This is a genomic window from Paenibacillus sp., assembly GCF_031177825.1.
Taxonomy (GTDB): Bacteria; Bacillota; Bacilli; order Paenibacillales; family YIM-B00363; genus Paenibacillus_AE.
The window spans coordinates 156290-177466 of record NZ_JAPSKE010000008.1; the positions used below are offsets into that span (position 1 = coordinate 156290).

General features: G+C 62.4%; 20 protein-coding genes and 1 riboswitch. Of the genes, 16 read left to right on the plus strand and 4 right to left on the minus strand.

Annotated elements, in window-relative coordinates:
* Positions 1-50: 50 nt before the first annotated feature.
* From RIN49_RS12300 to RIN49_RS12355, 12 genes are all read left to right on the plus strand, one after another.
* The gene (locus RIN49_RS12300; protein ID WP_309120461.1) at positions 51-728 is read left to right on the plus strand and encodes a FadR/GntR family transcriptional regulator; all 678 of its coding nucleotides are present in this window, start codon (positions 51-53) and stop codon (positions 726-728) included.
* Entirely contained in the window at positions 729-1877 is a 1149-nt protein-coding gene (dgoD, locus tag RIN49_RS12305; protein WP_309120462.1) for a galactonate dehydratase, read from the plus strand.
* A gap of 163 nt (positions 1878-2040) precedes the next feature.
* Positions 2041-2127: riboswitch (cyclic di-GMP riboswitch) on the plus strand.
* Positions 2128-2194: 67 nt separating this feature from the next.
* Complete coding sequence (locus RIN49_RS12310) at positions 2195-2365, plus strand: hypothetical protein (protein ID WP_309120463.1); 171 nt, start codon at positions 2195-2197, stop codon at positions 2363-2365.
* Positions 2366-2511: 146 nt separating this feature from the next.
* On the plus strand, positions 2512-3435 hold the full coding sequence (gene pyrB, locus RIN49_RS12315; protein WP_309120464.1) for an aspartate carbamoyltransferase: 924 nt from the start codon (positions 2512-2514) through the stop codon (positions 3433-3435).
* Positions 3436-3640: 205 nt separating this feature from the next.
* Positions 3641-4303 carry a class II aldolase/adducin family protein gene (locus RIN49_RS12320; protein WP_309120465.1) on the plus strand — a complete coding sequence of 221 codons (663 nt, stop codon included), beginning with the start codon at positions 3641-3643 and terminating at the stop codon, positions 4301-4303.
* The gene (locus RIN49_RS12325) at positions 4300-5589 is read left to right on the plus strand and encodes a four-carbon acid sugar kinase family protein (protein ID WP_309120466.1); all 1290 of its coding nucleotides are present in this window, start codon (positions 4300-4302) and stop codon (positions 5587-5589) included. The genes RIN49_RS12320 and RIN49_RS12325 overlap by 4 nt, the downstream gene beginning before the upstream one ends.
* Positions 5590-5606: 17 nt before the next feature.
* On the plus strand, positions 5607-6407 hold the full coding sequence (locus RIN49_RS12330; RefSeq protein ID WP_138192956.1) for a DeoR/GlpR family DNA-binding transcription regulator: 801 nt from the start codon (positions 5607-5609) through the stop codon (positions 6405-6407).
* Positions 6404-7042, plus strand: a complete 639-nt coding sequence (locus RIN49_RS12335; RefSeq protein WP_309120467.1) for a D-sedoheptulose-7-phosphate isomerase — start codon at positions 6404-6406, stop codon at positions 7040-7042. The genes RIN49_RS12330 and RIN49_RS12335 overlap by 4 nt, the downstream gene beginning before the upstream one ends.
* Positions 7039-8004: an ROK family protein gene (locus tag RIN49_RS12340; protein ID WP_309120468.1), complete on the plus strand. Its 966-nt coding sequence runs from the start codon at positions 7039-7041 to the stop codon at positions 8002-8004. The genes RIN49_RS12335 and RIN49_RS12340 overlap by 4 nt, the downstream gene beginning before the upstream one ends.
* Positions 8005-8025: 21 nt before the next feature.
* Complete coding sequence (locus tag RIN49_RS12345; protein ID WP_309120469.1) at positions 8026-11190, plus strand: alpha-mannosidase; 3165 nt, start codon at positions 8026-8028, stop codon at positions 11188-11190.
* A 33-nt stretch (positions 11191-11223) separates the two neighbouring features.
* Positions 11224-13395, plus strand: a complete 2172-nt coding sequence (locus RIN49_RS12350; RefSeq protein WP_309120470.1) for a Sip1-related alpha-galactosidase — start codon at positions 11224-11226, stop codon at positions 13393-13395.
* Positions 13392-13517, plus strand: a complete 126-nt coding sequence (locus RIN49_RS12355) for a hypothetical protein (protein ID WP_309120471.1) — start codon at positions 13392-13394, stop codon at positions 13515-13517. Before RIN49_RS12350 ends, RIN49_RS12355 begins: the two co-directional genes overlap by 4 nt.
* A gap of 242 nt (positions 13518-13759) precedes the next feature.
* Here RIN49_RS12355 and RIN49_RS12360 read toward each other — a convergent pair whose 3' ends face one another.
* On the minus strand, positions 13760-14809 hold the full coding sequence (locus tag RIN49_RS12360; protein WP_375295243.1) for an LLM class flavin-dependent oxidoreductase: 1050 nt from the start codon (positions 14807-14809) through the stop codon (positions 13760-13762).
* 262 nt (positions 14810-15071) lie between these two features.
* On the opposite strand from RIN49_RS12360, the gene RIN49_RS12365 reads away from it, so the two are divergent.
* The gene (locus RIN49_RS12365) at positions 15072-15197 is read left to right on the plus strand and encodes a hypothetical protein (RefSeq protein ID WP_309120473.1); all 126 of its coding nucleotides are present in this window, start codon (positions 15072-15074) and stop codon (positions 15195-15197) included.
* On the opposite strand, the gene RIN49_RS12370 is transcribed toward RIN49_RS12365, so the two are convergent.
* Positions 15194-15382, minus strand: a complete 189-nt coding sequence (locus RIN49_RS12370) for a hypothetical protein (protein ID WP_309120474.1) — start codon at positions 15380-15382, stop codon at positions 15194-15196. The two genes, RIN49_RS12365 and RIN49_RS12370, sit on opposite strands and share 4 nt — an antisense overlap.
* Before the next feature lie 68 nt (positions 15383-15450).
* On the opposite strand from RIN49_RS12370, the gene RIN49_RS12375 reads away from it, so the two are divergent.
* Positions 15451-16398: a nucleoside hydrolase gene (locus tag RIN49_RS12375; RefSeq protein WP_309120475.1), complete on the plus strand. Its 948-nt coding sequence runs from the start codon at positions 15451-15453 to the stop codon at positions 16396-16398.
* A 61-nt stretch (positions 16399-16459) separates the two neighbouring features.
* Here the strand turns inward: RIN49_RS12375 and RIN49_RS12380 are convergent, their stop codons facing one another.
* A complete protein-coding gene (locus tag RIN49_RS12380) occupies positions 16460-17350 on the minus strand; it encodes a helix-turn-helix domain-containing protein (protein WP_309120476.1) in 891 nt (296 codons plus the stop codon).
* A 134-nt stretch (positions 17351-17484) separates the two neighbouring features.
* Between RIN49_RS12380 and RIN49_RS12385 the strand changes: the two genes are divergently transcribed.
* Together RIN49_RS12385 and RIN49_RS12390 are read left to right on the plus strand one after the other, a co-directional pair.
* Entirely contained in the window at positions 17485-18489 is a 1005-nt protein-coding gene (locus RIN49_RS12385; RefSeq protein ID WP_309120477.1) for a Gfo/Idh/MocA family protein, read from the plus strand.
* Positions 18486-19475 carry a Gfo/Idh/MocA family protein gene (locus RIN49_RS12390; protein WP_309120478.1) on the plus strand — a complete coding sequence of 330 codons (990 nt, stop codon included), beginning with the start codon at positions 18486-18488 and terminating at the stop codon, positions 19473-19475. Before RIN49_RS12385 ends, RIN49_RS12390 begins: the two co-directional genes overlap by 4 nt.
* Positions 19476-19545: 70 nt before the next feature.
* On the opposite strand, the gene RIN49_RS12395 is transcribed toward RIN49_RS12390, so the two are convergent.
* A complete protein-coding gene (locus RIN49_RS12395) occupies positions 19546-20949 on the minus strand; it encodes an extracellular solute-binding protein (protein WP_309120479.1) in 1404 nt (467 codons plus the stop codon).
* Positions 20950-21177 lie beyond the last annotated feature (228 nt).

The following is a 21177-nucleotide window of genomic DNA, read 5'->3' on the forward strand; positions in this document are numbered from 1 at the left end:
TCTTAAATAGATATGATGAATTTAGATCGGTTTGGAGAAGGGAGGCGGACATGAGAAAGCTGGCGTACGAAGCGGTGTACGACGGAATCCGCGCGCGCATCGCTTGCGGCGACTGGAGCGTCGGAAGCCGTATTCCGACGATCGAGGAGCTGTCCCGCGAGTTCGGCACCGGCGTCTCCTCGGTTCGCGAAGCGGTGAAGATTCTAGGCAAGCAAGGCGTGCTTCGCATCGAGCAAGGGCGCGGCACGTTCGTGGCGCAAAGTCTGGAGGGGGCGTCGGGCGAGCGGCTGGACGCGCTGGAGAACGCGACGCTCTTGCAGCTGACCGAGGCGCGTCTCGTCGTCGAGCCCGAGCTGGCCGCGCTCGCCGCGGTTCACGGCGGCGCGGACGCCAAGCGGGCGATTCTGGACAATGCGGCGGCGATGCGGGAGAAGATGGCGCGCGGCGACGATTTTCTTCGCGAGGATTTGGACTTCCATCGGTTGATCGCCGACGCGGCCGGCAACGTCGTACTGCGCGAGATGATGTCCGTCGCGTCGGATCTGCTGCTGGACAGCCGCAGGCGGACGATGAAGTGGGAAGGCATGGACGAGAAGACGATCGCGCATCATCTCTTGATCGCGTACGCGATCGCCGAAGGCCGCGCGGAGACGGCGCGAAGCCAGATGCGCTCGCATCTGGAAGATATTCTGGCGCAATATCGCCGCAATCTTAAGGAGGATCGGTAAATGAAAATTCGCAGCATCGAACTGTTTACGGTACCGCCCCGCTGGTTGTTCTTGAAGGTAACGACGGACGACGGATTGACCGGGTGGGGGGAGCCGATCGTCGAAGGGAGGGCGGAGACGGTGAAGGCGGCCGTCCAGGAGCTGAGCGACTACTTCATCGGCAAGGAAGCGGGCAATATCGAGGACCTATGGCAAGTGATGTATCGAGGCGGCTTTTACCGCGGCGGCCCGATTCTGACGAGCGCCATCTCGGGAATCGAACAAGCGTTGTGGGACATTAAAGGCAAGCGGTTCGGCGTGCCGATCTACGAGCTGCTCGGCGGGTCGGTCCGCGACAAGATGCGCGTCTACGCATGGATCGGCGGCGACAAGCCGGCCGAGACGGCGGAGGCGGCCCGGGAGAAAGTCGCCGCCGGGTACACCGCCGTGAAGATGAACGGCACCGCGGAGATGGAGTGGATCGATTCGAACGCGAAGATCGAGAGCGCGGTCGCCAACATAGCGGCGGTCCGAGAAGCGGTCGGGTACGGGATCGGCATCGGCATCGACTTCCACGGCCGCGTGCACAAGGGGATGGCGAAGGCGCTCATCAAGGAGCTGGAGCCGTATAAGCCGATGTTCATCGAGGAGCCGGTGCTTCCGGAAAACAACGAAGCGCTGCTCGAGCTCGCCCGCGTGACGACGGTGCCGATCGCGACGGGCGAGCGCATGTTCACCCGCTGGGACTTCAAGCATGCGCTCGCGAGCGGCGCGGTCGACATCATCCAGCCGGATCTCAGCCACGCCGGCGGCATCTGGGAGACGCGGAAGATCGCCGCCATGGCCGAGGCGTACGACGTCGCCGTCGCGCCGCATTGCCCGCTCGGTCCGATCGCGCTCGCGGCTTCGCTGCAGCTAGATTTCTGCACGCCCAATGCGTTCATTCAGGAGCAAAGCTTAGGCATTCATTATAATCAAGGCTCGGACTTATTGGATTATCTCGCGGATCCGACCGTATTCGAATACGAGGACGGCTACGTCCGTCGGCTGGAGGCGCCCGGACTCGGCATCGAAGTGAACGAGGAGAAGGTGCGCGAAATGGCCGCGATCGGCCATCGCTGGCGCAATCCGATCTGGCGCAACGCCGACGGCTCGCTGTCGGAGTGGTGAGAGGCACGCCCGTTTCTTTTTTTTGAAACGGGCGTATTTTTATGTCATCTCGCGATCGGCTCGGAAAGCGGCGAACAGGAATTTTCTAGGTGATTCGTACCGCGCAATTCGACCTACCCTTTTCGGTAAAATATGTTATACTATTAAGTAATTCTTGTTCTTAAAGCGAGAAGGGCAAACCTGTTGAAAATCAGGGACGCAAAGCTACAGGGACTACCGGTTCGCGAACCCAAGTCAGCCAGCTGCCGAAAGTAAGAGGCGAGGGAATGCCTCCTTTTGGTACGGAAAACAACCAACGATTACGGAGGCGTGCGGGAATGGAGAAGAAATCGTGCACACGCGTGGTGCAAGAGCTTAAGGAACTGTTGGGCGACGAGCTCGCGAACGACATTATCGTCGGATTCGTTCGCGCTTCGGATAAGGAGTTGCGGGAGATTCGACGATCGTTGGAAGCGGTCTTAGAGCCTGCCGCCGCGGTCGCGCGTTAATCGGCGGATGCAGCGTAACGGTCGAGAGAAATGCTCTCGGCCGTTTTTTTATTCGCGAGGAGAAGGGACGCCTTCTCGGTCGCCTTGATGTAGGCGTTGCGATGCGATAGGATGATGGAAATGGTTGTTCAGGGGGATTAACGAGGATGTCGCATTCGTTGTATCATGTGCTGGGCGCGAAGCAGTTCGATCGTCCGACGTTGGACGAGCTGTTCGCCGCTTCCGGCGAAATGGAGCGGGTCGTCGCCGAGGGAGGGTCGAATCGGTTCGCGAACAAAATTCTTACGACGCTTTTCTTCGAGGCGAGCACGCGCACGCGGCTGTCGTTCGAAGCGGCGATGCATCGGCTCGGCGGTCGGGTGATCGGTACGGAGAACGCCGCGCAATTTTCTTCCGCGATCAAAGGGGAGACGTTAGAAGATACGATCCGCATCGTCTCGGGTTACAGCGATCTGATCGTCATGCGGCATACGGAGATCGGCGCGGCGAGACAAGCGGCGTCGGTGGCGTCGGTGCCGGTCATCAACGCCGGAGACGGCGCGGGGGAACATCCGACGCAGGCGCTGCTCGACCTGTATTCGATCCGGAAGGAGCTCGGGCGCATCGACGGCATCCGCATCGCGATGATCGGCGATTTGGCGAACGGCCGGACCGTTCATTCGCTGAGCTACATGCTCGCGAACTACAAGAACGTGCACATCGACTTCGTCGCGCCGGACAACGTGCGCATCCCGATCGACGTTAAGCGGTACTTGGTCGAGAAGGGCGTCTCGTACGAGGAATCGACGGATTTGACGGCCGTGGCGGCGACGGCGGACGTCGTCTACCAAACGCGGATTCAGAAGGAGCGATTCCTGTCGCTCGAAGAATACGAGAAGGCGTCGGGCAAATACACGATCGACGAGGCGCTGCTGGACGTGCTGCGCCCCGATTCGATCATTCTGCACCCGCTGCCGCGCGCCGGCGAGATCGAGCCTTCGGTCGACCGCGATCCGCGCGCCGCGTACTTCCGTCAAGCGCAGAACGGATTGTATTTGCGAATGGCGCTCATCGAAAAATGTTTACTGTAAGAGAATGGGAACCATAAAACCACGCGGAGCCGGAGACGGCGCTCGCGTGGTTTTCTTTTCCCTCAATGCCATGACCGATTTACGAAAAAAGGTTGACATGGTGTGGGGTATTCGTCAAAATTAGAGGTAAATCGTTCAAGACCCAACAAAACCAACAATCATTTTCGGGAAAACCACAACACATGAATCGGACGGAGGGGTCTCGATGCCGACGGTGGAAGAAGCCAGACGACAGCTGCAGGACGCTGGCAGGTATATGATGACGAACGGCCTCGCTTGGGGCAACGCGGGCAACATCAGCGCCCGGACCGGCGAGGACCGCTATTTGATAACGGCAAGCGGCACGTTCTTGGGAGAATTGGAGGACGACGACCTCGTCGAATGCAGCTTCGCGGCGGGGCGGCTGCACGAATCCGACAAGAAGCCGTCGAAGGAACTGCCGATGCATCGCGCCGTTTACGAGCTTCGACCCGAGGTGAACGCGGTGCTGCATGCGTCGCCTTTCTATAGTACGATGATCGCTTGCTCGGACTTAGCGCTTCCGTCGGATTGGTTCGTAGAGACGATGTACTATCTGGAGCGCGTGGCGAGGGTGCCGTATCGCCATCCGGGCTCGGACGCCCTCGGGGAAGCGGTCGCGGCTCATGCCAAGGACGCGAATGTCCTGCTGCTCGAGCACCACGGCGTCCTCGTCTTCGATACGAGCGTACGGGAAGCGCGAATGGCGCTGCAGACGCTCGAGATGGCGTGCCGCATGCTGGTGACTGCGGGAGCGGCCGGCGTGAAGCTGCGGAATTTAGAGCCGGAGGTCGTTAAAGATTTTCTGATGAACGCAGGATATAAACCTAGAAGGAAGTGGGAGTCGTGATCGGCATCGTCGCGGACGACATTACCGGCGCGAACGACATCGGCACGATGTTCTCGAAGGCCGGATACCTTACGCATGTCTATCCGTTCGAGGCGTTCGATCCGTCGGCGGCGTCCGCGGCGGCGGAGCGTCCGGACGTCGTCATCTTGGATACGGCGTCCCGACTGGACGCGCCGGAGATCGCCTACGGGAAGGTCGAGAACGCCACGAAGCGGTTGAAGGCGGCGGGCGCGGCGCTGTGGATCAACAAGACGTGCTCCGTGTTCCGGGGCAACGTCGGCGCCGAGTTCGACGCGATGCTGGACGCGCTCGGCGTTTCGTTCGCGGTCGTGGTCCTCGGCTTCCCGAAGAACGGCCGCACGACGGTCGACGGCATGCATTACGTACGCGGGCTGCCGCTCGAGCGATCCGAGTTCCGGAACGATCCGGTGCATCCGATGACGACCTCGAGTTTGGTCGACATCTTGCGAGGGCAGACGAAGCGGCGCGTGGAGCGGCTAGGGGAACGAACGGCGGGACTGACGCCGGAAGGGCTCCGCGCCCGCCTCGAGGAAGCGGAATCGCGCGGCGGATACGTCATCCTCGACGTGGAGTCGCAGGACGATCTTCGTACGATCGCGCTCGCGGTCCGGGACGACTACGTGCTCTGCGGCAGCTCGGCGTTATCGGAGGAGCTGGCCCTTACGCTCCCGGGGAAGCGGGGCGGCGCGCAAGCGAAGCCGCTGCCGCTCGTCGAAGGCGTCGGGATCTTGTGCGCCGCCGGGAGCCTCATGCCGCAAACCGCCGGGCAGATCGACTACTTGAAGGAGAAGGGCGTTCCGATCTTCGAGATGGATACGCTGCGGCTGTTCTCGCCGCATGGACGCGGCGCGGAGCTGGAGCGGCTGGCCGACACGCTGGTCGGCGTGCTGCGCGCGGGCTCCCACGCCGCGGTGCACTCGACGAACGATCCGGCTCGCGTCGCCGAGACGAAGCGGATCGGCGCGACGCTCGGCATGACGGGCGAGCAAGTGTCTCGGCTCGTCTCCGACGCGCTCGCGGACGTCGCGAGCGCCGTCATGGCGCGAACGGGACAGAATCGGCTCGTCACGGCGGGCGGCGAGACGTCCGCGTCGATCTGCGACAAGCTCGGCGTCTCCGGCATGAAGGTGTGGAAGGAGATCGAGCCGGGCGTGCCGTCCTGCATCACGTTGTCGGAGGAGCCGCTCATGCTCGTGCTCAAATCCGGCAGCTTCGGAAAACCAAGCTTCTTATATGACGCATTGCAGCACTTGCTGGAACCATAACCGACGGGGGGAAGCGTATGATCGTTGTCCAAAGAAGGCATAAGATAAAAGAGAAGCTTTTCCAACAGCGGAGCGTGAAGGTGTCCGAGCTCGTGAAGGAGTTCAACGTATCCGAGGAGACGATACGCCGGGACTTGAATCAACTGGAGCGGGAAGGACTCATTCAGAAAAATTACGGCGGCGCGATTCTGATCGAAGATATCGAAAACGTCGCGATTCCTCCGGTGCAGCAGCGGAAGTTTCAATTTTTCGAAGAAAAGAACGCGATCGGCAAGAAGGCGGCGGAGCTCGTGACGGGCCAGCAGATCGTCATCCTCGACTCCGGCTCCACGACCTGGTGCATGGCGCGCCATCTGAAGCAGACGACCGGCCTCACGGTCGTGACGAACGGCATCAACGTCGCCGAAGAATGCAGCCAGAACGAAGAGGCGGCCATCTTCCTGCTGGGCGGGAAGCTGATCAAGAAATCGATGAGCGTCGTCGGGCCGCAAGCGGAGATGGAGCTGCAGAAGTATAACGCCCACTTCGTCTTTCTCGGCACGTCGGGCATCTCCCCGCGGAAGGGGTTCACGAGCTCGGACATCTACGAAGCCGAGATCAAGCGGGCGATGATCGCCGCCGGCCAGCGCGTCGTCATCTTGGCGGATCACAGCAAATTTCAACGTCAGGCGCTCGTGTCGTTCAGCAGCCTGCAGGACGTCGATATGGTCATTACGAGCGATCTGGTCGAGCCGGCGTACATCCGAGAGATGGAAGAGGTCGGCGTGAAGGTCGTCGTCTGTCCGGTGAAACACGAGCTGCGGGAGGAAGAAGAATGAATCGAGCGTTGGAAGCGTTATTGGAAAAGTATCCCGACATCGCGTCGTGTCAGGACGATATCGTCGCGGCCTACGATATCATGCGGGAGAGCTACGAGAACGGCGGCAAGGCGCTGTTCTGCGGCAACGGCGGCAGCGCGTCCGACAGCGAGCATATCGTGGGCGAATTGATGAAGGGCTTTATGTCGAGGCGTCCGGTTCCGGACGAGGAACGGGCCCGCTGGATCGAAGCGTATGGCGACGAAGAAGGTCGGTATATCGCCGATCATCTCCAGGGCGGCTTGCCCGCGATTTCGCTCGTCAGCCATACGGCGCTGCTGACGGCGTTCATTAACGACGTCGCCGCGGATATGATGTTCGCGCAGCAAGTTTACGGGTACGGCAAGCCGGGCGACGTACTCGTCGGACTCAGCACCTCGGGCAATTCCGCCAACGTCATGCGGGCGGTGCAGGTGGCGAAGCTGCGGGGGCTCAAGACGATCGGTTTGACGGGACGAACCGGCGGGAAGATGGCGGAAGCGTGCGACGTCACGATCCGCGTGCCGAAGGATTCCACGCCGGACATTCAGGAGCGGCATCTGCCGATTTACCACGCGATTTGCATCATGCTGGAAGAGGAGTTTTTCGGAAAATGACATACCTCGCCGGAATCGATATCGGCGGCACGAAATGCGCCGTCGTACTGGGCGGCGCCCGAGAGGGCGCGGTCGAAATTTTGGGCAAGCGCATGTATCCGACCCCGCCGCCGGCGGAGGCGGTCGCCGCATTCATCGCGAATGTGGACGAGCTCCTGGCCGCGGCGGGCGTCGACCGTCCGGACGCGATCGGCATCAGCTGCGGCAGCCCGCTCGACAGCAAGCGCGGGCTCATCCTGTCGCCGCCGAACTTGCCCGATTGGGATCGGATCGACGTGGTCGGCCCGCTGAAGGAGCGGTACGGCGTGCCGGTCGGCTTGCAAAACGACGCCAACGCCTGCGCTTTGGCCGAGTGGAAGTGGGGCGCCGGCCAAGGGACGGAGCACATGGCGTTCCTGACGTTCGGTACCGGCATGGGGGCAGGTCTGATCCTGAACGGCCGGCTGTACGTCGGCAAAAACGATATGGCCGGCGAGGTCGGCCACGTCCGCCTCGAGGACGACGGGCCGATCGGCTACGGCAAGGCGGGCTCCTTCGAGGGGTTCTGCAGCGGCGGCGGCATCGCCGTCTTGGCCCGGACGATGACGGTCGAACGGCTGCGTTCGGGCGGCGAGCCGCCGAGCTTCTGCGCTTCGGAGGCGGAGCTCGACGCGATTACCGCGAAGACGGTCGGCCTCGCGGCGCAGGCGGGCGATCCGCTGGCGCTCGAGATCTACCGCATCGTCGGGGAGAAGCTCGGCAAGGGGCTGGCGATGCTCGTCGATATTTTAAACCCCGAGCGCATCGTCATCGGCAGCATCTACGGCCGGCAGCAGGCGCTGCTCGAGCCGATCGTGAAGGACGTGCTGGCGAAGGAAGCGCTGCCGATGACGGCGGGCGCGTGCGACATCGTGCCCGCGGCGCTCGGCGAGAGCGTGGGCGACCTCGCGTCGTTGTCGGTGGCGCTGAACGAAATCCACTAACGAGAGGAACATCGAGCACATATGTGGTTAACGGAAGAGAAGCTGGGGCGGCGCGTCGAGGAACTGAAATCCGCGATCTACCGCGAAGTGCAAGAGATCCCGTCCTTTCGATATATCGAAGGCGACTTCGACGAGATGCAGAGCGTTCCGGACGGTTGGCGGAAGCCTGAATTCGACGATTCGGGTTGGAAGCCGTTCGAGGTCGGCTCGTACTGGGGCGGATACGACAAGACGGCGTACTTCCGCGCGAAGGTGTCGATTCCCGAGGCGTGGCGCGGCAAAAAAGTAGCGCTTCGCTTCCTCGTCGGCCCGCGCGACGGCGGCGGCTCGACGGCCGAGACGCTGCTGTACGTCGACGGCAAGCCGTTGCAGGGGATCGACATCTGGCACGAAGACGCATGGCTGCCGCCGGAGTTCGCCGAGAAGGGCGAAGCGTTCATCGCGCTGAAGGCGTGGAGCAGCGTGCTAAGAGTGCCGGAGAGACGCCGCTTCAAGCTCGCGCAGCTCGTCGTCATCGACGAAGCGGCGGAGAAGCTGTATTTTATGGTCGATACGCTGCTGAAAGCGGTGAAGGAGCTGCCGGAGACGGACCTGCATCGGGGCGCGATTCTGCAAGCGATCAATCGCGCGGTGCTGACGGTCGACTTCATGAAGCCGGGTTCGGAGGCGTATTACGCGTCGATCGCGAAGGCGCGGGAACAACTCGCGGCGGATATCGCCTCGTGGAAGCAGCCGGAGGCGCGCAAGCCGAAGGTGATCGGCTTCGGCCATTCCCACATCGACATGGCGTGGCTGTGGCGGCTCGCGCATTCGCGCGAGAAGGCGTCGCGGACGTTCTCGACCGTGCTGCATCTGATGAAGCAGTATCCGGAGTACCGGTTCCTGCATACGTCTCCGCAGTTATATAAGTACTTGAAGCAGGACTATCCGGAAATCTACGCGCAGGTGAAGGAACGGATCGCTTCGGGCGAGTGGGAAATTACCGGCGGCATGTGGATCGAGCCCGACATGAACGTGCCGAACGGGGAGTCGCTCGTGCGGCAAATTTTGTTCGGGAAGCGGTTCATCCGGGACGAATTCAACCAGAAGACGAACGTCGTGTTTCTGCCGGACGTGTTCGGTTATAACTGGGCGCTGCCGCAGATCATTAAGCGCAGCGGCATCGATTATTTCATCACGAGCAAGATCAGCTGGAATCAATACAACCGCTTCCCGCACGACACGTTCATGTGGCGCGGCGTCGACGGCACGGAAATTATGACGCATTACATTACGACGCCGGAGGACGGGAGCGGGAAGTCCTACACGTACAACGGCCTCGTGCGGCCGTACGAGGTCAAGGGGACGTGGGACCAGTACAAGCAGAAGAACGTCAACGAGGAGCTCGTCATGGCGTACGGCTGGGGCGACGGCGGCGGCGGCCCGACGAAGGACTTCCTGGAAGCGGCCGAGGTGCTGAAGGACGTGCCGGGGCTGCCGCGATTCGAGCTCGGCAAGCTGGAGCCGTATCTAGAGCGCCTAGGCGAACGCGTCAAGCCGGAGGATCTGCCGGTATGGGACGGCGAGCTGTACCTCGAGTATCATCGCGGCACGTATACGTCGCAGGCGTGGCTGAAGCGCGCGAACCGTCAGGCGGAACGGCTGTACCATGCGGCCGAGTGGCTGAACGTATACGCGGACGCGCTGACGGGTTCGAACGCGTATCCGCAGGCGTCGCTGAACGAAGGCTGGGAGATGCTGCTGCTCAACCAGTTCCACGACATCCTGCCGGGATCGTCGATTCGTCAGGTGTACGAGGACGCGCGGAAGGACTTCATCGAGATCGAACGGCGCGGGACGGACGCGCTGCGCGCGGCGGAGTCGCGCATCGCTTCGCTGCTTCGCGCGGACGCGGCCGGCCTCGTCGTCTGGAACGCGCTCGGCTGGGAGCGGGGAGGCTTGCTCGAGCTCGACTGGACGCCGGAGCTGGAAGGAGCCGCGCTCGAGGGCGCGGCGGTATCGCAGCCGTCGACGCGCGACGGGCGCAAGACGGTGCTGCTGAAAGCGGCGCCGGTGCCGTCGCTCGGCTACAAGGCGATGGCGCTCGTGCCGGCGGAGACCGGCTCGGGTTCGGGGGACGGCGCGGCGGCGATCCGCGTGACGCGCGATTCGCTCGAGAACGCGTTCTATGCGATTCGCCTGAACGACCGCGGCCAGATCGCGTCGATCTACGACAAGCGCGGCCGACGCGAGGTTATCGCCGAAGGACAGCTCGGCAACGCGCTGCAGGCGTTCGAGGACAAGCCGATCAACTTCGACGCGTGGGACATCGACGTGTACTACCAAGAGAAGATGACCGTCATCGACGACCTCGTCGAAGCCGTCGTCGAAGAGGAAGGACCGCTGCGGGGCACGCTGCGCCTCGTCTGGAAGTTCCTCGATTCGACGATTACGCAGCGGGTATCGCTGTACGCGGACGATCCGCGCATCGACTTCCGCACGGACATCGATTGGAACGAAAAGCAGGTGCTGCTCAAGGCCGCGTTCCCGGTCGCCGTCCGCTCCACGCGGGCGACGTACGATATCCAGTTCGGCAACATCGAACGGCCGACGCATTGGAATACGAGCTGGGACTACGCGAAGTTCGAGGTGTGCGCGCATAAGTGGGCAGACCTGTCGGAAGGCAACTACGGCGTCGCGCTGCTGAACGACGGGAAGTACGGCCATGACACGAGAGGGAACGTCATGCGCCTCACGCTGCTCAAGTCCCCGATCGAGCCGGACGAGACGGCCGACCGCGGCCGCCACGTCTTCACGTACGCGCTGCTGCCGCATGTCGGCGGCTGGCGCGAAGCGAACGTCCCGAAGGCCGCGTACGAGCTGAACGCGCCGCTGACGGCGACGCCGATCGCCGCGCAGCCGGACGGCGAGCTTCCGGCCGTCGGCGGCTTCGCGACGCTCGAATGCGCGCACGCGATGCTCGAGACGGTGAAGAAGGCCGAGGACGACGACGCGGTCGTCGTGCGGGTATACGAATATATGCAGTATCGGACCGAGGACGCGGCGATCCGCTTCGACCGTCCGATCCGGAAAGCCGTAGAGTGCAACCTCGTCGAGGAAGAAGAAGGCGATGCGGACTTCGCGGGCGACCGCTTGACGTTCGGCTTGACGCCGTATGAAGTGAAGACGTTCAAAGTGTGGTTTTAAGAGCGGTTTAAGAGCGGGAAGGAGAGGCCCACCATGTTGCAACTAAGCGTTACCGGCGGAATCGTCAGCCTCGTCGACGGTTCGCGCACGATTCTTGAAAATATCGGCGTCTCGGCGCGTCTGTATGACGGCGCGGAGCCGGCGCTCGCGTTCGCGTCGCTCGAGGAGGCGCCCGAGGTTTCGGTCGCGTCGCCTCGCCTTCGCGCGGAGCGCGTGCAGCGCGCCGTGTTCGCGGACGCGGACGGCCGCGTCGAGGCGCGGCTCGAGCTCGCGGCCTGCGGGGAAGCGGCCGCGCTGTACGTCGTCGCGACGGCGGCGAACCGCGAGCTGTTCCGCGACCGCGTGACGTTCGCCGCGGAGGGCGGCGTCTCGGTCCGCTTCGGAAGCGCTCCGGGTCTGGCGTCGCTGCTCGCGAACTACCAGCATAAAGATTGGTGGACGCGTCCGCACGTCGACCCGAACCTCTCGGCGCTGCCGCCGCGGACGCTGTCGCTCCTCTGGCGCACGAGCGACGGCGCGTACGCGCATCTGCTGCCGACGACCGGCGACGCGTTCCGCACCGACCTGCGCGGCCTCGCGGCCGGCGGCTTCGAAGCGCGCGTCTCCGCCTTCCAGGGCGGCTTCGCGACCGTGTCGACCGCCGCGTTCGTCGTCTCGCGCGGCGCGGATCCGTACGCGCTCGTCGAAGGCAACGTCGCGCTCGGCCTCGCCGCCGCGGACGCGCTCGCGAAGCCGCGCGCCGAGAAGTCGTACCCGGAGCCGCTCGATTATCTCGGCTGGTGCAGCTGGGACGCGTTCTACCAGAAGGTCGACGCGGAGGGGCTGCTCGCCAAGACCGGCGAGCTCGCGGAAGCGGGACTGCCCGTCCGCTGGGTCATGATCGACGACGGCTGGTCCGAGATCAGCCCGGACAAGCGGCTGCGGTCGTACGACGCCGTGCGGGAGAAGTTCCCGGACGGCCTCGCTCCGGTCGTGCGCGAGATGAAGGAGCGCTTCGGCGTGCGCTGGGTCGGCGTCTGGCATACGATCGCAGGCTATTGGGGCGGCATCGATCCGGAAGGCGAGCTGTTCGAGCGGAACCGCGCGCATCTATTCGAGACGAACGGCGGCGTGTGGGTGCCCGCGCCGGATGCGGCCGCCGCGTTCGGCTTCTGGAACGACTGGCACGGCTATCTGAAGAAGCAAGGCATCGACTTCGTCAAGGTCGACAGCCAGAGCGCGGTATTGAATTTCTTCCGCGATATGAAGCCGATCGGCGAAGCCGCGAAGGCGGCGCATACGGCGCTTGAAGCGTCGGTCGGGCTGCACTTCGGCGGCACGATCATCAACTGCATGGGCATGGCCTCGGAAAATGTCTGGCACAGACCGATGTCCGCGGTATCCCGCAACAGCGACGACTTCGTGCCGGAGGAAGCGACGGGCTTCCGCGAGCACGCGCTGCAGAACGCGTATAACTCGTACTTCCACGGCCCGTTCTACTGGGGCGACTGGGATATGTTCTGGAGCACGAACCACGACGACGTGCAGAACATGGCGCTGCGCGCCGTCAGCGGCGGCCCGGTATACATCAGCGATAAGCTCGGCATTACGAATCCGGATCACATCTGGCCGCTCGTCTACGGCGACGGCCGCATCATCCGGTGCGACCGGCCGGGCGTGCCGACGGAGGATTGCCTGACGCTCGATCCGGTGTCCGCCGCCGTGCCGCTGAAGCTGTGGAACCGCGTCGGGGACAGCGGCGTCGTCGCGGCGTTCGGCTTGAGCGAGTCTACGGCCGAAGGCACCGTCGGCCCGTCCGACGTGCCGGGCCTCGATGGGGAGCGCTTCGTGCTGTACGAATACTTCTCCCGCACGGCGGTTCGCGTCGGCGGCGCCGAGCGGCTGCCGCTGCGCCTGGATAACGCGGCGACGGCGATGTACGCCGTCATACCCGAGCGCGCCGGCGTCACGCCGATCGGCCTCGTGAACAAGCTCGTGCCGACGGCGGCGGTCGAGCGAATCGTCGACGCAGGCGCGAAGACGTCGGTGACGCTGCGCGAGGGCGGCCGCTTCGGCTTCGCCGCGTCGCAAGGCGTCGTTCGAACGAACGTGAACGGTCGCGCCGTCGAGGTGCTGGCGCATGACGGCTGGTACGAGATCGATTGCGCAGGCGAAGCCGGCGCGGTCGTCGTCGACATCGAACTCGAAGGAGCGACGAACGCATGACGAGTGTGCCGCGCGCGGAATATCCGATGACGATCGCCGTGCCGTTCGCGCCGCAGAGCAAGCTGAGCGTTACTGAAACTGCCGGTCGAGAAAGTGAAAGCGATCAACGAAGGAAATCATAACGACAACGCGCCCGCCGGGGGTTCCCGGCGGGCGCGTTCGTTTGCGAACGGGAAAAGCTCCCGTACATTCGGTATAATCGCCCCAATTGCGGCATGTGGACAGGAAAACCTCCTGTTCATCCACCGGAAACGTTCGGAATCGGGCGGATTTCCACCGATAAGCGGGAGCATTTCCCGTTCAGCTGCTTAAAGTACCAGCGTCAACGGGAATAGACGGGAGGTTTTCCCTTCCGTCTGGCGACTTACTCCGACGCCTCGATTCGCGCGAGCTCCTTGCGTACGATCGGGGCGACCTTCGTGCCGAGCAGCTCGATCGTGCGCAGCAGCTCGCGATGCGGCACGCCGCTGACGTCGACGTGGAGAAGGAAGCGCGTGAGGCCGAGGTTTTTGCGAAGCAGCACGATCTTCTCCGCGACGTACTCCGGATCGCCGACGTAGAGCGCGCCGCGCAGGCTGCGAGCGGCGTCGAACGCGGCGCGGCCGTAGTGGCCCCAGCCCCGCTCGCGGCCGATCGCGTTCATCATCGCCTGCGTCGGCGGGAAGAACAGCTCGGCGGCTTGCTCCGCCGTGTCGGCGATGAAGCCGTGCGAATGCGTGGCGATCGGCAGCTTCGAAGGATCGTGACCGGCTTGCGCGGCGGCTTCCTTATACAGCCGCACGAGCGGCGCGAACTGCTCCGGCTGCCCGCCGATGATCGCGAGGACGAGCGGCAGTCCGAGCATGCCGGCGCGTACGACCGACTCCGGGTTGCCGCCGCTCCCGATCCAGACCGGCAGCGGCTGCTGCACGGAGCGCGGGTAGACGCCGCGGTTTTCGATCGCCGGGCGGTGACCGCCGGGCCAGGAAACCTTCTCCGAAGCACAGATGTTCAACAGCAGCTCCAGCTTCTCCTCGAACAGCTCGTCGTAATCGTTGAGGCTGTAGCCGAACAGCGGGAACGACTCGATGAACGAGCCGCGGCCGGCCATAATTTCCGCGCGGCCGTTCGAGATGGCGTCCAGCGTGGAAAATTGCTGATAGACGCGTACCGGGTCGTCCGAGGAAAGCACCGTGACCGCGCTCGACAGCCGGATCCGGCTCGTCCGAGCCGCGCCGGCGGCCAAGATGACGGCGGGGGCGCTCGCCGAGTAATCAGGTCGGTGATGCTCGCCGATCGCATATACGTCCAGGCCGGCTTGCTCCGCGACGACGATCTCCTCGACGCCTTGGCGGATGCGCTCGGCGTGGCTGACGGGCTTGCCGTTCGCCGGGTTCGGCGTCGCCTCGAGGAAGGTGCTGATGCCGATTTCCATATGGGGGGACAATGCGTGCGTTTGTTCGGACATGTTCGAAAAATCCTCCTTCATTTCCTACGGTGTACCCCATTGTACCACGGAATGCCTCAAATTTGAAATGTTTAGTCGCCATCGGGCCGTCGAGTCGGCTTATCCACAGGAAATCGAATTTCCGACAGCCGCGCTCGCAGCGAAGCAAGCATCGAACCGTTGGCGCAGGAGCGGCGGTCCGGCGCCATAATGTCGAACGTACATCTTACGTCGACGCGGGGAGTGCAATATGCACGTGCGGGACGGCGGCGCCTGCTTCGATGGGGAGGAGCGGCTGCTGCGGCTGAAGGGGATCGGGTACGAAGGGATCGAACGGTTGACCGCCGCGCGGCGGCATTTGCGCAGGAAAAGTTAGACGTGGTATTTGCCGGTCGGCTCGTTCAGCACCCACTCGAGCAGCAGGATCGAATCCTCCAGGCGTTCGAGCTGCGCAGTCAGGGAGGCGTCCTTCGCCGCGTCGCCTTCGAGACGCGATTCGAGCGTTCGCTTCTGCATCGCGAGTTCGTTCAGCTTTCGCTTAATTTGTTGTTCGGTGCGCATGCGGTTCGCTTCTCCTTCGGTTCCGTTTCCTGTATCATAGCATCATCGGAACGGAAGGAGAAACGAACATGAACAAGAAGCTCGTATACATGAACCACGACGGGGGCGTCGACGATCTCGTGTCGCTCGCCGCCGTCCTGCTGATGAAAGACGCGGAGCTGCTCGGCGTCGGCGTCATTCCCGGCGACTGCTACCTGGAACCGGCGGTCAGCGCATCGCGGAAAATCATCGACGTCTTCGGCGGCGGCGCGAACGTGGAAGTAGCCGCTTCGGACTCGCGGGCGAAAAACCCGTTCCCGAAGGAGTGGCGCATGCACGCGTATTTCGTGGACGCGCTGCCGATGCTGAACGAGAAGGACGAGCCCTCGGCGCCGTTAGCCGAAGAACCCGCGCATCTTCATCTCGCGAGGAAGCTCAGGGAGGCGGACCGGAAGGTCACGCTGCTGTTCACGGGTCCGCTCACGGATTTGTCGCGCGCGCTGCTCGCCGCGCCCGACATCGTAGAAAACATCGAATCGCTCGTCTGGATGGGCGGGTCGTTCAAGGGGACGGGCAACATTATCGAGCCGGAGCATGACGGCACGGCGGAATGGAACGCCTTCTGGGACCCCGAAGCGGCGGCCGACGTCTGGCGCTCGAGCATCGACATTATCGCGTACCCGCTGCTCGCGACCGATCAGGTGCCTTGGACGGTCGCGCGCCGCAACGCTTGGGCTCGGGAGCGCCGGCATCCGGCGCTCGACTTCGCGGTGCAATGCTACGCGATGTGCCCGCCGCTCGTCCATGTGCACGCGAACGACACGTATTTTCTATGGGATTTGCTGACGACGTCCCACCTCGGCGGCGCGCCGATCGCGACGCTGCGGGAGGTCGCCTGCCGGGTGCACGCCGCCGGTCCGAGCCAGGGACGCATCGAAGAGGCGGAGGGGGGCAGAACGATTCGCATCGCGGAGAAGATCGATACCGAAGCGTTCTTCGAGTATATGACGTCGCTCTTTAAGACGTATAAGGGGTAACGAAGAAGAAAGAGGCTGTCCCGATTCGCGGGACAGCCTCTTCTATGCAATGCGCCTCCGTTCAGACGCCCGAACCCGCATTTAGGCCCTTCACATACTGCTTCGGCGTACAGCCGTTGAACCGCTTGAACAGCTCGTAGAAATGCGCCATGTTGCCGATTCCGACCTCGCTCGCCACCTCCGCGATGCTCCGCCCGCTCGTCACGAGCAGCCGCTCCGCCTTCGCGATCCGCTTGCGGTTGACATAGTCCGTGAACGAAGCGCCCATCGCCCGCTTGAAATATTTCGAGAAATAAAAATAACTCATGCCGGCGCGCCGCGCGACCTGTTCCATGTCGATTTTCTCGGCGAGATGCCGGTCCACGTATTCGACGATCGGCTTCAACGCGGAAGCGTCCACATGCTCGTGCGCTTGGAGCAGCCCCCTGGTATCTCCCCGCAGCAGCGTCAGCAGCAGATGTTTGATATGCATGCTGGCCGCGATTTCGTAGCCTTTGGACTCCCCGAGGATCTCCTTATGGATGCTCTCGATGATTCGCGCGACCTCGGCGCGTACGGCGGCATTTTCTTCGAACATATAATTCAATTCCTCGAGCGGATGCAGCACTTCGGAGAAGCGGCGGTAATACATCATCATCGCCGGATCGAAATACGGCTCCAGGTCGACGTGAAACACGATATACACGAGCGTATCCGGTCCGACGACGCGCCCGCGGTGCAGCTGGGACGAGCCGATGACCATGACGTCTCCGGCTTTCAGCGTATACGTTCGATTCGGCGTCGAAATCTCGTGAACGCCTTCCTGCACGTACAGGAATTCGACTTCCTTGTGATAATGCCAGCGGATGTCCTGCATCGAAGGGGACGGCTTCTTCGGACGGCTCGTAAATTGCCATACTTTCAGGCATAAGGCCGGATTTTGATATAGGATCGGTTCCTGAAAAAACTCCAAGGGAGTCGCCCCCTTCTCGTCGTCGAAGACAAAATTGGATAATAAACGGACAAATCGTTGCATATGCACGAACGCGGAAAGACGATATGGTGGTGTCAGGAACGATTATACAACGAAACGAGGATGAGGGACTTATGAAAGTTGCGATCGTCGGCTGCGGCGGCATGGGAACGATCCATGCGTCCTGCTATCAGAGCATTCCGGACGTCACCGTCGTCGGAGTGCACGATATCGATCCGGACGCCATGCGCGCGCTGTCGGATCGGACGGGGGCGACGCCTTACGCGTCGTTCGCCGAGATGCTGGAGCGGTCGGGCTGCGAAGCGGTCAGCATCGCGACGCCGAGCCATCTGCATAAGGCGTTCGCGGTGGAGACGGCGGCGGCCGGGAAGCATGTCATCAGCGAAAAGCCGATCGCCCTCACGCTCGAGGACGCAGAGGAAGTCATTCGGACGTGCGAGCGGTACGGCGTTCGCCTGTTCGTCGGACATGTGGTCCGGTATTTTCCGGAATACGCTCAGATGAAGGCGAAGGTCGAGGAAGGGGAGCTCGGCCGGATCGGCGTCGTTCACGCGAAGCGCGCGGGCGCGCATCCGGGCGACCGGCGTCCATGGTTCAAGGATGCCGAACAAAGCGGAGGCGTCGCGCTCGACCTGATGATCCACGATTTGGACTTCCTTCGGTGGACGCTCGGCGAGGTGCGCTCCGTCTACGGACTGCATCGCGCGGAGGATACGGTGGAATACGCTTCGGCGACGCTCGTATTCGAAAGCGGGGCGGTGGCGAACGCGGAAGCGTATTGGGGGTATCCGGGACCGTTCCATACGTCCGCCGAAATCGCCGGCAGCCGCGGGGTCGTTCGCAACCGCAGTCTCGAGTCCGCTTCGCTGCACGTTCGTCGAGCCGCCGGCGAGGCGAAGAACGGAACGTTCGTCGAGGTGCCGCAAAGCCCGGGGTACCATTCGCCATACGAGCTGGAGCTGCGCGACTTCATCGATTGCATTCGCAGCGGGCGCGAGTCCGAGGTGACGGGACGGGACGCCTATAAGGCGCTCGAGCTCGCGCTGGCGGTCATGGAATCGGCCAAGACCGGCAAGGCGGTCGTTTTCGATCGAAACTTGGGGGAGGGGTCCATATGAATAAGTTGAAGGTAGGCATGATCAGCTTCGCGCACGGTCACGCCTTCTCCTATCTGGACGCGCTGCTTCGTCTGCCGGACGTCGAGGTCGTCGGGATCGCCGACGAATCGGCTTCCCGGGTCGAGAAGGTCGTGCGCGAACGGGGGCTAACCTATTATGAGGATTACCGCGAGCTGCTTGCGAACGATGCGGTGGACGCGGTCGTCATCTGCTCGGAGAACGTCCATCACGCGCGGCTGACGATCGACGCGGCGCATGCGGGGAAGCACGTCGTCTGCGAGAAGCCGCTCGGCATCTCCGTCGAGGAGATGGAGCGCATGGTCGCCGCTTGCCGGGACAACGGCGTGCAGCTGATGACCGCTTTCCCTTGCCGGTACTTGGCCGCCGTCGTTCGCGCGAAGGAAGCGGTGGACCGCGGCGAGATCGGCGACATCGTCGCGATCAAGGGCACGAACCGCGGCTCCATGCCGGGCGGCTGGTTCGTCGATCCGGCGTTGTCGGGCGGCGGCGCGCTGCTGGACCACACGGTTCACGTAATGGATCTTATGAACTGGTTTACCGGGTCCCGGGTGAAAGAAGTGTACGCTTACGCCGCCGCCTTGTTCCATGAAGAGCTGCAGGTGGACGACGCCGGCATGATTCACGTGAAATTCGAGAACGGCGTCTTCGGCGTGCTCGACACGAGCTGGTCGCGGCCGAAGTCGTTCCCGACCTGGGGCGACGTAACGATGGAAATCGTCGGCACGAAGGGGAGCATCGCCGTGGACGCCTTGGCGCAAAAGAACGAACTGTTCAGCGAGGCGACGGGCAAGGGCCACCATCTGTTCTGGGGCGACAACATGGATTATTACATGATGAAGTCGTTTACGGATGCGCTGCTTCGCGGCGAGCCGGCGCCGATCTCCGGCGAAGACGGGCTTCGCTCGGCCGAGGTGGCGCTCGCCGGGTACGCGTCCGTGAGGTCGGGGCAGCCGGTGAAGCTGTAGCGTACTGTAATGAATAAGCAAACAACCGTCGGGTTCGTCTCCGACGGTTGTTTTTGCGTCTTGCGGCGGTTTACTTCGCCGGCGCGTAATCGCCGATCGCGGACAACTGGGAGATCGTCGTTTCGATGCTCTGCAGGCCCATCCAGTACATGTTCATGGCGGCCAACAACCGTTCGCGATCGTCGGATCGGAGCTCAAGATCGTACAGCTGGGCATACGTGTGGCTGATGTCGCGATACATCCCGAACCGAGGCGGCCGATAACGGGCTTCTTCGCCCTCCCACTCCGCCGCCTGCCGCAGGGCGGGAATGCTGTACGTATGCTTACGGATGTGAAGCTGCGATTCGGCGGACGTTACGAAGTCGATGAACGTCCGCCCCGCCTCCTTCTGCTTCGATCGCCGGTTGAGCGCCAGCCCGATCGTCAGCAGCAGCGTCTTGGGCGTATGAACGTACGGCAGCGGGGCGACGTCGAACGCTAGGTCCGCGTTCCGCATCCGATTCAAGTTGAAGTAAGACGTCATCATGACGGATACTTTCTGCTGCGCGAACAGCCGCTCGACGCCGAAGTCGTTCTCGGACAGCAGAATGGAGAACATCTTCTGCCTGTGAATCAGGTCATAGCACGTCTGAATGCTGTCGAGAATCGGAGAGCAGGACCAGTCGAGCTTGCCGGAACGCTGCGCCGCGAAGTCGACCCCGCTCTGCAGAATGAAGATCGGCCAACGGTTCGACGTGCTCGGGTAAAAGTAAAACGGAAGGATGACGTCTCCGTGTTCGCCCTTCAGCAGCTCCAGACATTCCATGAATTCCGACCATTTCCAATCCATCGGCGGCTCGGGGACGCCCCGTTCGGCGAAATGCCGCTTGTTATAACATAAGACGACAGGCGAGAAAATGACCGGCTTCACCAGCAGTCGGCCGTTCGCCCGGTACGGATCCGATAAATACGGATAGTGGCCGTCGTCTTCCTCGAGCGGTTCGAACCGGTCTTCGAGATCGCCGTCCGCTTCGAAAAATTGGCGGAAGTGAATCTGGTTGATCGCGATGACGTCCACGATTTCGTTCTTCAGGTAATAGTCCGCGACGTCGAAGTAATTGGACAGCTGCAGCGGCACGAGCTTCACGCGAATGTGCGGGTATCGCAGCTGAAAGCGCTCGGTCAAGCGGTTCAAGTCGATGTCGTCGACGAGCGTGGGATAATACCCGACCGAGATCGATACCGCCTTGTGTTCCCGCGTATCCGTCACGCGAATGCCGACGCGCGGGATGCGTTCGATCAGCGATTCGGCGACCAGCTCGTCTAACCCCTTCTGCACGGAGTTAATGCTAAGTCGGTATTGTTTGCTTAATTGATGTATGGAAGGGAGGAAGGTCCCGCTTTGAAGTTTCCCCGTCACGATATCGCTGCGCAAGGTGCGGATCATCTCGTCCATGCGTTCGCGAAACGTCGTGCGGCTCGGCTTATTCTCCACCAGGCGATACTCCTCTCTCCCTTATTTTTCTATCTCTTGTTATTTTATCTCAGGGATAAAAAAAGACAACCGAAAACAGGCAACCGGTACGCCGATCATATTGACAGGCAGATGGGTGGATAATACAATATCCCATAGATGTGATATAGATATGATACAGAAAATGGAGGTAGATGCCAAGCGGAATCGGTATGTCGCTGCTCTTTTTTACCATTTGATGTCAGAAAA

Excerpts from the sequence above, each read along its gene's own strand:
- RIN49_RS12360 (WP_375295243.1), bottom strand. The coding sequence starts at position 14,809 with ATGGAAATCGGCATCAGCACCTTCCTCGAGGCGACGCCGAACCCGGCG.
- RIN49_RS12330 (WP_138192956.1), top strand. The coding sequence starts at position 5,607 with ATGATCGTTGTCCAAAGAAGGCATAAGATAAAAGAGAAGCTTTTCCAA.
- RIN49_RS12335 (WP_309120467.1), top strand. The coding sequence starts at position 6,404 with ATGAATCGAGCGTTGGAAGCGTTATTGGAAAAGTATCCCGACATCGCG.
- RIN49_RS12300 (WP_309120461.1), top strand. The coding sequence starts at position 51 with ATGAGAAAGCTGGCGTACGAAGCGGTGTACGACGGAATCCGCGCGCGC.
- RIN49_RS12350 (WP_309120470.1), top strand. The coding sequence starts at position 11,224 with ATGTTGCAACTAAGCGTTACCGGCGGAATCGTCAGCCTCGTCGACGGT.
- dgoD (WP_309120462.1), top strand. The coding sequence starts at position 729 with ATGAAAATTCGCAGCATCGAACTGTTTACGGTACCGCCCCGCTGGTTG.
- RIN49_RS12375 (WP_309120475.1), top strand. The coding sequence starts at position 15,451 with ATGAACAAGAAGCTCGTATACATGAACCACGACGGGGGCGTCGACGAT.
- RIN49_RS12365 (WP_309120473.1), top strand. The coding sequence starts at position 15,072 with ATGCACGTGCGGGACGGCGGCGCCTGCTTCGATGGGGAGGAGCGGCTG.
- RIN49_RS12340 (WP_309120468.1), top strand. The coding sequence starts at position 7,039 with ATGACATACCTCGCCGGAATCGATATCGGCGGCACGAAATGCGCCGTC.
- pyrB (WP_309120464.1), top strand. The coding sequence starts at position 2,512 with ATGTCGCATTCGTTGTATCATGTGCTGGGCGCGAAGCAGTTCGATCGT.
- RIN49_RS12355 (WP_309120471.1), top strand. The coding sequence starts at position 13,392 with ATGACGAGTGTGCCGCGCGCGGAATATCCGATGACGATCGCCGTGCCG.
- RIN49_RS12390 (WP_309120478.1), top strand. The coding sequence starts at position 18,486 with ATGAATAAGTTGAAGGTAGGCATGATCAGCTTCGCGCACGGTCACGCC.
- RIN49_RS12345 (WP_309120469.1), top strand. The coding sequence starts at position 8,026 with ATGTGGTTAACGGAAGAGAAGCTGGGGCGGCGCGTCGAGGAACTGAAA.
- RIN49_RS12385 (WP_309120477.1), top strand. The coding sequence starts at position 17,485 with ATGAAAGTTGCGATCGTCGGCTGCGGCGGCATGGGAACGATCCATGCG.
- RIN49_RS12310 (WP_309120463.1), top strand. The coding sequence starts at position 2,195 with ATGGAGAAGAAATCGTGCACACGCGTGGTGCAAGAGCTTAAGGAACTG.
- RIN49_RS12370 (WP_309120474.1), bottom strand. The coding sequence starts at position 15,382 with ATGCGCACCGAACAACAAATTAAGCGAAAGCTGAACGAACTCGCGATG.
- RIN49_RS12320 (WP_309120465.1), top strand. The coding sequence starts at position 3,641 with ATGCCGACGGTGGAAGAAGCCAGACGACAGCTGCAGGACGCTGGCAGG.